We start from the raw sequence: 9,987 nt of genomic DNA, 5'->3' as shown, positions 1-9,987 counted from the left end.
GTAGCCGTCGCCGGCGACGGCGCGGCGGCGAACGACAGATGGCTGCCTGACAGCGCGGTATTGAGCGCGGAGGCGATCGCGCCCATGCCGCCGGCGAAGTCGACGCCGATCCGCATCGGGTTGGCATTGGTCGCGTTCTGGAGCGGCAGCGCCGCCGGATCGGTCACGTTGACGAGCGTGATCTGGCGCTGCGTGTTGGTGGTCGTGTCCGTGTAGGTGATGTTGACCGTGTTGCCCGGCAGCGCACCGGCCAGCTCGAGATCGAACCCGGCCGGGGGACCCGAGACCGTGCTGCCGGCCGTAGTCTTGTCGGACAGCGCGCTCGACATCGTCGCCGCGAGCTGGTCGATCTGGTTCTGCGCCTGGACCAGGATGTCGTCGCGCAGCTTCAGGTCGGCTGCGATCTGGCCGGACGACACCACATTGTTGGCGACGACGTCGACCTGCGAGCCGTTCGGCAGCTTGATGTTGAACGCGCCGACGCCGGACTTGGCCGGATCGATGTTGTAGAGCGAGGTCGCCGACAGCGCGCCGGCGGACGCAAAGGAGAATTCCGAGGCGAGCCCGGCGCCGACCAGCTGAATGCCGGTCGTGGTGTAGATGTTGGCTTGGTTCGAATTGTCGGTGGTAACGCGGACGTCGACATATTTCGACAGCGTGTTGATGGCCTGGTCGCGCTGGTCCATCAGCGTGGCCGCCGAGGGATCGTTGGCTCCCAGGCCCTGCAGCCTGGTGTTGATGTCGGCGATCTGCTTCATCGCCGTATTGGCGGCTTGCGCCGAGTTGCCGAGATCCTGCTCGACGTTGGAGCGCAGCGACTGGATACCCGTGGTGGTGACGTTGAGCTGCCGCGCCAGCGCCTGCGCCGCGCCGAGCGCGACGGTCTGTGCCGACGACGCGCCCGAGCTGGTCGACAGCGCCTGGAGCGCGGTGGTGAATTTGTTCAGCGCGTCTTCGAGCGTGCCGGAATTGCCGGGCGTGCCGTAGACATTCTGAAGCTGCTTCAGAATGTTGGCCATCTGGTCGGCGTAGCCGCTGCCGCCGACCTCGGTGCGCAGCTGGTTCAACACATAGGTGTCGAGCTGCCGGCTGACGCCGGTGGTCATCGCCGTCGAGCCGAACTCGCCGGTGGTGACCTCGATCTGGTTCGGCGTCTGGACGACGTAACCCGGCGTCTGCGAATTCGCGACGTTCGAGGAGACGATCGAGAGCGCGGCCTGGTTGGCACGCAGGCCGCTCATCGCGCTGGCGAGGGCTGAACTCAAACCCATGTTACTTGCCGCCTTTGGTTACGTCACGCGCCGATCAGCGCAACACGTTCAAGAGGTCCTGCACCATCGAATTCGCGGTCGTGATCACCTTGGTGTTGGCCGAATAGGCCTGCTGGGTCACGATCAGCTTGGTGAATTCGTCGGCGATGTCGGTGTTGGATCCCTCCAGCGACGAGCCGCTGATGGTGCCCGAAGCGCCGTCGATGGCGTCACCCGACTGCTCGGTCGCGGCATAGGCGCCGCCGTCCATTGCCTTGAGGTAGTTGGTGCCGTTGAAGTGCGACAGCTGCACCTGGGCGAGGTTGAGGTTCTGGCCGTTGGAGAAGGTGCCGACCACGACGCCGTTGTTGTTGACGGCGACCGAGCGGAGCTGACCGGCGGCATAGCCGTTCTGGGTGATGGTGTTGATCGTCACCGCGCCGCTGGTGCTGGCATATTGCGTCAGCCCGCCCGAGGAGATGTTGAAGGCGACCGACCCGAGCGACTGGCCGCTGACGCTGACGTTGTTGATGGTGATGCCCGAGCCACTGGGCGAGGTCAGCGAGCCGTCGGCGGCAAAGGTGAAGGTCTGACCGGTGTTGACCCAGCCGACGGTGGTGCCGGTCGCATTCGGGTCGGTCTGGTAGAACAGATTCCAGCTGTCCGAATGACCCGCTCCCAGCGAGGCACTGTCGGTCTTAGCCCAGCGCAGCTGCAGGTTCACCGGCGTACCAGCGGCATTGTAGGCGGTCACCGCGCCGCCGCTGATCGATTCCTTGGTGAAGGTGGCGATGTCGTTGCCGATCACGCCGCCGGTGCCGGCCGTGCCGCCGCCGTCGCGATTCCTGGTGATGGTCGAGGTGAAGCCGAGCGCCGAAAAAGCAGCGCTGTTGGAGCTGGACACCGACAGGTTGGAGACGGTGCCGGTGTTCAGCGTGATCACGCCGCCGCTGCTGACCGACGAACCCGAGGCGCCCGAGAGCGCGTCGATCTTGCCGAGCAGGGTCGTGACGTTGTCGGTGACGTTGATCTGGTTCGCGCCCGAAGCGCCAGAGGCCATGAAGGTCAGCGTCTGGCCGTTGACGGTGATGGTGTCGCCGGCAGAGAAGCCTGACGTGAGCACCTGGGCGCCACCGGCGGTCGCGCTGCCGCTCAGCACCGTCGCGCCGGAGATCGCGGGCGAGGACAGCACGTTGCCGCCGCGCGTCACGCTGCTGATGCCGAGCGCGGTGGCGGCCGTGCCACTGCCGACCGCGACGTCGGTGCCGGTGCCGCTCGCGATCTGGATATTGCCGCTGGGGGAAAGCGATGCGGTGACGCCGGCGCCGCCGGCGGTCTGGATGGCGTTCAGAATGCTCGCAACCGTGGCCGTCGTGCCCGCACCGAGACCGATCGTGGTGTTGTTACCGACCGTCGACACCGTGGTGCTGCCGTCGAACGTGATGGTGTTGCCGTTGATGGTCAGCGTCTGGCCGCTCAGGGCGGTGAGGATGCTGGAGGCGAGATGCGTGCCGGCGGCATTGTCGAGGGATGTGGTCGTCGAGGCCACAGCCGAGGAATTGTTCTGGAGCGCAACCGTACCCGTGGCCGTCGTCGAGGAATAGGCCGAGCGGATATTGCCGGTGGCGGCAGCACCCGAGACCGTTGCGTTCGCATAGGGCGCAGGCGGCGTGCCGACCGGCAGCGGGTTCGCGCTGAAATCTGACGGGTTGAGACCGCCGGCCGCGAGCAGCGTGCCGGTCGATGCAGTGGTTTTTGCCACCGTGTTCGGCTGCGTCGGCAGGTTCGCAGCGTATTGGATCGAGGTGGTCGCCTGCGCCGGAATGAAGTTGTTCTGGAATTGCAGGACGTTCGCCACGCTGCCGGTCGGGTTGCCGGTCTTCGGGTCGACCGTGACGCCCATCAGGTAATAGCCTGCGCCGTTGACCAGATTGCCGTTGGCATTGAGCTGGAAGTCGCCGCGCCTCGTGTAGTAGGTGACGCCGGTGAACACCGGCACGTTGTCGACGACGCCGCTTGCCTTCTGGATCGAGAAGAAGCCGTCGCCGGTGATCGCCATGTTGGTGGCGACGGTGGAGCCCGAAATCGTGCCCTGGGTGGTGATGGTGGCCTTGGCGTTCGCCGTCACGCCGCCGGCGACCTGCTTGCTCGGAACCGAGGAGTCCGGAATGAGGTCGACGAAGCTGGTACCGATGCCCTTGTAACCGGTGGTGGATGAGTTCGCGATGTTGCCGGAAATGTTCTGCAGCGCGTAGGACTGCGCCTGCAGACCACCCACCGAGGTGTTCATTGCATCGAAGATACCCATAACTTTGTCTCCAAATCCGATCTCGGCGGCACCCGAACCGTGGCCGCAATCGGCAGAGACAGTCGCAAGGGCCATGCCAATGCGGGTATATTCAGGAAATCAATGGCTTAATGAAAAAGCCCTGGTCTGATGACCGGGGCACAATTGCCGGGACCGGCAACAATTGCCGGGAGTCATTGTCATTCCGGGGCGGTCCGCAGGACCGAACTCTGGTGCGCAATTGCGCACCTGAGAATCTCAAGATTCTCAGGTGCGCGACCGCGCACCGTAATTCGATGCTGACGCATCGCGCCGCAATGACGGTCCAAAACCTACGTCGCCGAGGCCGCCGCCGGGTGGAAGACCAGCCCGAAACCGTCGATGCAATAGCGCAATCCGGTCGGCTTCGGGCCGTCGTCGAAGACGTGGCCGAGATGGCCGCCGCAGCGCCGGCAATGCACCTCGGTGCGGACCATGCCGTAGGCACGGTCCTCGGTCTTGCCGACATTGCCCTCGATCGGCGCATAGAAGCTCGGCCAGCCGGTGCCGCTCTCGAACTTGGTCTCGGACGCAAACAGCGGCAGGTCGCAGCCGGCGCAGGCGAAGATGCCCTTGCGCTTCTCCTTGAGCAGCGGACTGGAGCCGGGCCGCTCGGTGCCGTGGTTGCGCAGGATCTCATATTGCTGCGGCGTGAGCTGGGCCCGCCATTCGGCCTCCGTCTTCACGATCTCGAATTTTTGCGCGGCCTTCTCGCCCGCCTCGGCCGGGGATGCCCTCAACCAGCGGAAGGCCGAAAGGCCGAGCAGGCCGGCGGCGGTCGATAGCAGGATGCGGCGGTCAAACATCTCGTTCTCCCTGCGTGGGGGGTCCACGCCTTGAGATACGTGCTTCCGGCGGCCGAAGTTACACGTCCAAGCGAATTTTTCGCAAGGTTATTGCGGGACGCCTTCGTCGTGCGGGGCCGGTTCCGAGCCATGTTCTGGTCCCCGGGGGCCATGTTCTGGTCCGCTCGCCGCAGCTCTCGGCGGCGGAGCCGGCCACGGCCGGAGGGGCGGCATCGGACGACGCGGCCCCGTGCCGGCCGCGCGGTTGGCCTCGGCGAGACGCTTCTCGCGTTCCCTGTCCTTGACCCTGGCACGCTCGCGGTAGCGGGCAAGCGAGCCGGCGGCAGCGGAACTCGCCCTGCCCCAGATCCCGACCAACTGGCCGGCAACGCGCCCGGTGGCACCGCCCGCCCAGACCAGCTCGAACGGCGAGAACAGCTTCCAGCGTTCGTCGCCCCGCAGGATGCTGCGGGCGATCATCTGTCCAACCATGGCGGACGTGTTCATGCCCTGACGGCCGAACCCGCTCGCCACCCACAGGCCTTTGCGCAATTGGCCGATCTGCGGCATGCCGTGCACGGTCTGGCCGGTGGCGCCGCCGAACGTCTCGGTGATCTCGACATTGCCGAGCTCGGGAAAGATCGTGCGGATCCGCCGCTTGACGGCGCCGCCGAAACGCTGCGGCCGCGCCGCCCAGGTCGTCTCCGGGCTCTCCCACATCAGCCGGTCGCCGTCGACGACACGGAAATGGTCGACGCCGTCGGAATCCATCACCGATCCCTTGAAGGCGATGATCTCGTGCAGGCGATCGCCCAGCGGCGCGGTGATGCCGGCATAGCGCCAGACCGGCAGCAGCGTCTCCGACAAGCGCTTCAAGGGCGCACCGAGATGGATGTTGCCGGCGAGCACGATATGGGTCGCACGCAGCCGCGCCGAGGGCGTGACGATTCGCTTGCGGATGCCGGAATGATCGATACTGACCACCGGCGTATCCTCGAAGATGCGGGCCCCCGCCCGCCGCGCCAAAGCCGCAAGGCCATGCACATATTTGCGGCCGTCGATTTGGAACGCCTTGGGGTAGTAGACGCCGTGGAAATAGCGATCGGTCTTGAGCGTCTCGCGGACGCGATCGACCTGCCAGCCCTCGGCTTCGGTGTCGAAATCCTCGTTCAACATCTGCAACCGGCTGATCAGCCGGTCGCCCGCATCGACATTGGAGACTTCGAGCACGCCCTCGCGAAGGCCGATCCCCGGCATGTTCTCTTCCGTGGCGTTGGCGCGGACGAGCTCGGCGCCCTCCTTGGACAGCCTCCACAATTCGCGCGCGTCTTCAAAGCCGATGCGCTCGATCAGGTCCGTGAGCGGCAGCGCGAAGCCCGGCATCACGGTACCGAGCTGGTTGCCGGAGGCGTTCCAGCCGATATGGCGGCCCTCGAGCACCGCGACGCTGGCCCCAAGCCGGGCGGCCTCCAGCGCGATGGAGAGGCCGGCGAGCCCTGCCCCGATCACACAAATGTCGGCATCGAGATCGAACGACAGCCGCGCGCGCTCGCGAAAGCCGGCTTCTTCCTGGGACACGCTTGTGAAAGTCTCGCTCATGTCGTTTCTTAGAGCATGATCCGGATAAGCGTGCAGCGGTTTTCCGATAGGATCATGCTCGAACTAACAACCTGAACCGCGGCGATGATTCGCACTCATCTCAGCGCGTCATGCCGACCGGGCCCCTGTCACCTTGTCCTCAACAGGCGCCTGTAGATTATCCTGGACGTGGAACGATTCGAGAATGCCATGCGCCGTTTGATGCTGCTGCGTCACGCCAAGACCGAGACTGACGCGCCAAGCGGCCGTGACCAGGACCGCCGGCTCGACGACCGCGGCCACAAGGACGCGGCGCGGATGGGCGACTGGATCGCCTCCCATCCACCCTTCCCCGAGACCGTGCTGGTGTCGCATGCCGTGCGAGCCCGGCAGACCTGGGACGTCGCCTGGGAAGCAATGAAGGACCGCGTCGCCGCGCCGCAGGTCGAGATCCTGCCGGAACTCTACGGCGCCGATCCCGCGCAAATCCTGGACTCCATTCGCACCGCAACCGCCCCGGCGGACCCGAAGCAGTTGCTGCTGATCGCCCACAATCCCGGCATGCACGAGATCGCGCTCATGCTGATGGGTGGCGGCGATCCGGCCGGGGCCAAGGGGCTCAGCGACAACCTGCCCACAGCGGGGCTTGCGATCTTCGACTTTGACGTCAAGGATTGGGGTGACGTGGCCTACCGCCGCGGCAAACTGGTGCTGTTCATCAGCCCCAAGCTGCTTCGATCGGGATGAGACGCGCGGGCGACGTCTCGACCGGTTGATCCAGCCTGGTTCATAGGGAGGCGCAGATGTTCAAGTCCATCCTCGTGCCCATCGACCTCGCCGATACCGATCTCGCCAAGCCGGCGATCGCGACCGCGGCGACGTTGTCGCAGACCTGGAGCGGCGCCGTGCGCCTGCTCAACGTGCTGCCGATGACGCCGGTGATGCTGGCCGAATACGTGCCGGCCGATTTCGACGAGCAGCAGCGCCAGACCTCGGAGGAAGCGCTCGCCATCGTCGCGCGCGAATCCGGCATCGAGGCATCCCGCATCTCCAGCGTGGTGCGCCAGGGCGGCATCTATCACGAGATCCTGGAGGAAGCGGTGCACATGAAGGCCGACCTGATCGTGATGACCTCGCACCGGCCGGCGATGCGCACCTATTTCCTAGGCTCCAACGCCGGACACGTCGTGCGCTATGCGAAGTGTTCGGTGCTGGTGGTCCGGCATTGACGGTTGCAGCGAGCCCGCAATTCGTAGCCCGGGTGAGCGACTTGTCCGCCGTAGCTCAACGAGCGAAGGCGGAAGCGACACCCGGGACCGCTCGCCGTGAGAATCCCGGATGTCGCTTCGCTCATCCGGGCTACAAGATATCGCGCTGCCTGGCGGGCAAAACACGCCAGTCGTAGGTCAACGCACGCCGTCAAAACATTCCGCTTTACCGAAATTCGGAAACGGCGTATGTCTCGCCGCAACCGGGCCCAACGAAGAGGGGCGTATCGCGATCGTCATGAACGCGGGCCGGGCGGCGGTGGACGTGGGTCACACCGGCGCGAAAAGCTTCGCAGGGCGGGCAACCGTGAGCGAACGCGTCGCGTCAACGACGGGTGCGGTTCGCGTACGGTGAAATCGTGTCGTCCTGGCGCCCGGGGTCTGTGCGCCAAGTCTTGCGGTGATGTGGCGGCCCAACCGGGCGCGCGCATCAGCCATCCGCAAGGTGACGGGGGCAATAGTGCATCGCTCCCCAGGGAGAGCACGACATAAGCCGTAAAACCACTGCGCAGGGAAGGCCGGTTGCTTGGCTTCACCTGTATGCCGCTGTGCAATCTTGTAAAGCACACGCTTTCGCACAGTGGACCGTGGGTGCCCGGCCGGCACCCGGTCTTCCCTGCGCCCTTTTCAATCGAGGGTGAGGCATCGACGCAAAGCTCGGGCGAGATCAGCCGCGAGGCTGCGAAGGTGCGTCTGCAAAGATCGATGGAGCGAAGCTGTTGCCCCACACTCCGTCATTGCGAGGAGCCCTTGCGACGAAGCGACGAAGCAATCCAGACTGTTTCTGCGGAAGCAGTCTGGATTGCTTCGCTCCGCTCGCAATGACAGTGGAGGTAGTTCTGCACCAAACACCGCGCTCGTGCCCCGGACGCTGCGCAGCACGAAGTGACGCGCTGCAGAGCCGGGACCCATGTATCAGCGAGTACCGTGACCTTCTGGGTCCCGGCTCTGCGCAGCAACGCTCCGCGTCGCAGCGCGTCCGGGACACGGAAGGACGAGCGTCGCACGTGCCTCAGAGATACCGCGACAGCTCGGCCTTGAACTGCCCGTACACCGCGTCCTCGATCTGGCTGCGGTTGATCCCGATGTCGCGCAGGGCGCGGTCGTCGAGCTCGTTCAGGGTCTTGACCGCCGAGCGGCGCTCGAGGCGGTCGAACAGCGCGTGGAAGGAGTTGGCGAGCGTTGCAAAAAATCCGCTCGACGAGGTTGGGCGTAAGCTCCGCCCGGCAGTTTGCGAGATCGTGGTCATTTTTCTTCTCCGCCTGTCGGTCCGCGCGGCGAAGCCAATGCCGTTGGCGCGGACGCACTCAGCGCCTGCACCTCATTTGCCGTCGGATTGCTCTCGCTCACCTCGGCTCAATCGTGGACCTTGATGGAACTTAAATGCTCCAGTACACTTCTCGGAGCAAGTAAAACATTGCTCTCGGTGCAATATGTCCAAGTTCGAGTACGTGAAGCTCGCCGATGCCATTGCAGTCGATATCGCTAACGGCACGTTAAGGCCCGGCGACCGGCTGCCGCCGCAGCGCAATTTTGCCTATGACCGAGGCATCGCGGTCTCGACCGCCAGCCGGGTTTACACCGAGCTGCTCCGCCGCGGCCTCGTGGTCGGCGAGGTCGGCCGCGGCACCTTCATCTCCGGTGACATCAGGCGCGAAGTCGAGACCTTGAGCGAACCGGCCGAGTCGCGCATCAATTTCGAGGTCAATTATCCGCTGTTGCCGCAGCAATGGGCGATGATCGCCAAGAGCCTTGCGGGGCTCGAACGCGTCGACGCGCTCGAATCTGCGCTGCGCGTCTCGACCAGCACCGGCACCAGGAGCGCGCGCAACGCGGCCGCCGCCTATCTCGCACGCAAGGATTTTACGCCGCAGGCCGAGCAGATCGTCTTCACCGCCAACGGCAAGCAGTCGCTCGCCGCAGCCCTCGCCGCGCTCGTGCCCACCGGCGGCCGCTGCGGCGTCGAGGCGCTGACCTATCCCTACGTCAAGAGCATCGCCGCACGGCTCGGCGTGACGCTGGTGCCGATCCCGATGGACGAATTCGGCGCGCGCCCCGACGCGATCCAGAAGGCGCATCGCGAGGCGCATCTGTCGGCGTTGTATCTGCAGCCCATCATCCAGAACCCGCTCGGCGTCACGATGAACGCGACGCGGCGCGCCGACATCATGCGCGTCGCCGAGAAGCTCGATCTCACCATCATCGAGGATGCCGTCTACGGCTTCCTCGCCGACGACACGCCGCTGGCGGCGCTCGGGCCGAACCGCTGCATCGTGATCGACAGCCTGTCCAAGAAGGTCGCGCCCGGTCTCGCGCTCGGCATCCTCGTTACGCCGCCGCACCTGCGCGAGAGCGTGATGAGCGCGGTCCGCACCGGCGGCTGGATCGCCTCCGGTCATGCGCTGGCATCCGGCCAGCGGCTGATGGCCGACGGCACCGTCGCCGAGCTGGTGCGACTGAAGCGCATCGACGCCGCACGTCGCCAGCAGACCGCGGCAAGGCTGCTTGCCGGCTACCAGCTCGCTGCCGACCCGCGCTCCTATCATTTGTGGCTGACCCTGCCGCCGCATTGGCGCTCGCAGACCTTCGTCGCGGCGGCAGCAAGGCGCGGCATCGCGCTGACGCCGTCCTCGACCTTCGCCATCGCCCATGGCCACGCGCCAAATGCTGTACGCCTCGCACTCGCCCCGCCCTCGCCCGAGCAGCTCGATTCCGGCCTGCGCACCATCGTGTCGCTGCTCGGCACCAAGGAAGAGGATTTCGATTCGACGGAGTAGTGC

At 65.6% G+C, this 9,987-nt stretch carries 8 protein-coding genes; 3 read left to right on the top strand and 5 right to left on the bottom strand.

Features of this window, described 5'->3' with window-relative positions; all coding sequences use genetic code 11:
- From flgK to SE91_RS09175, 4 genes are all read right to left on the bottom strand, one after another.
- The coding region (gene flgK, locus SE91_RS09190) for a flagellar hook-associated protein FlgK (RefSeq protein ID WP_061851063.1) at positions 1–1,271 on the bottom strand (1,271 nt) is incomplete at its 3' end.
- Between the two features lie 34 nt (positions 1,272–1,305).
- Complete coding sequence (locus SE91_RS09185) at positions 1,306–3,558, bottom strand: flagellar hook-basal body complex protein (protein ID WP_060736563.1); 2,253 nt, start codon at positions 3,556–3,558, stop codon at positions 1,306–1,308.
- A gap of 311 nt (positions 3,559–3,869) precedes the next feature.
- On the bottom strand, positions 3,870–4,382 hold the full coding sequence (gene msrB, locus SE91_RS09180; RefSeq protein WP_008568846.1) for a peptide-methionine (R)-S-oxide reductase MsrB: 513 nt from the start codon (positions 4,380–4,382) through the stop codon (positions 3,870–3,872).
- Positions 4,383–4,469: 87 nt separating this feature from the next.
- The gene (locus tag SE91_RS09175) at positions 4,470–5,960 is read right to left on the bottom strand and encodes an NAD(P)/FAD-dependent oxidoreductase (protein WP_061847368.1); all 1,491 of its coding nucleotides are present in this window, start codon (positions 5,958–5,960) and stop codon (positions 4,470–4,472) included.
- 189 nt (positions 5,961–6,149) lie between these two features.
- Here SE91_RS09175 and SE91_RS09170 point away from each other — a divergent pair, with 189 nt between their 5' ends.
- A complete protein-coding gene (locus tag SE91_RS09170; RefSeq protein WP_061851062.1) occupies positions 6,150–6,686 on the top strand; it encodes a SixA phosphatase family protein in 537 nt (178 codons plus the stop codon).
- A 56-nt stretch (positions 6,687–6,742) separates the two neighbouring features.
- The gene (locus SE91_RS09165; protein WP_008554848.1) at positions 6,743–7,168 is read left to right on the top strand and encodes a universal stress protein; all 426 of its coding nucleotides are present in this window, start codon (positions 6,743–6,745) and stop codon (positions 7,166–7,168) included.
- Positions 7,169–8,219: 1,051 nt separating this feature from the next.
- Here the strand turns inward: SE91_RS09165 and SE91_RS09160 are convergent.
- The gene (locus SE91_RS09160; protein ID WP_061847367.1) at positions 8,220–8,456 is read right to left on the bottom strand and encodes a DUF1127 domain-containing protein; all 237 of its coding nucleotides are present in this window, start codon (positions 8,454–8,456) and stop codon (positions 8,220–8,222) included.
- A 184-nt stretch (positions 8,457–8,640) separates the two neighbouring features.
- Between SE91_RS09160 and SE91_RS09155 the strand changes: the two genes are divergently transcribed.
- A complete protein-coding gene (locus SE91_RS09155; RefSeq protein ID WP_061847366.1) occupies positions 8,641–9,984 on the top strand; it encodes an aminotransferase-like domain-containing protein in 1,344 nt (447 codons plus the stop codon).
- Positions 9,985–9,987: the final 3 nt, after the last annotated feature.

Origin of the sequence: Bradyrhizobium sp. DOA1 (assembly GCF_001593325.1) — a bacterium.
GTDB lineage: Bacteria > Pseudomonadota > Alphaproteobacteria > Rhizobiales > Xanthobacteraceae > Bradyrhizobium.
The sequence above is the reverse complement of the archived record's forward strand: the minus strand, read 5'-3'. Positions and strand labels throughout refer to the sequence as shown.

Coding starts and splice junctions, on each gene's coding strand:
- SE91_RS09160 (WP_061847367.1), bottom strand. CDS start 8,456: ATGACCACGATCTCGCAAACTGCCGGGCGGAGCTTACGCCCAACCTCG.
- SE91_RS09185 (WP_060736563.1), bottom strand. CDS start 3,558: ATGGGTATCTTCGATGCAATGAACACCTCGGTGGGTGGTCTGCAGGCG.
- SE91_RS09165 (WP_008554848.1), top strand. CDS start 6,743: ATGTTCAAGTCCATCCTCGTGCCCATCGACCTCGCCGATACCGATCTC.
- msrB (WP_008568846.1), bottom strand. CDS start 4,382: ATGTTTGACCGCCGCATCCTGCTATCGACCGCCGCCGGCCTGCTCGGC.
- SE91_RS09170 (WP_061851062.1), top strand. CDS start 6,150: ATGCGCCGTTTGATGCTGCTGCGTCACGCCAAGACCGAGACTGACGCG.
- SE91_RS09175 (WP_061847368.1), bottom strand. CDS start 5,960: ATGAGCGAGACTTTCACAAGCGTGTCCCAGGAAGAAGCCGGCTTTCGC.
- SE91_RS09155 (WP_061847366.1), top strand. CDS start 8,641: ATGTCCAAGTTCGAGTACGTGAAGCTCGCCGATGCCATTGCAGTCGAT.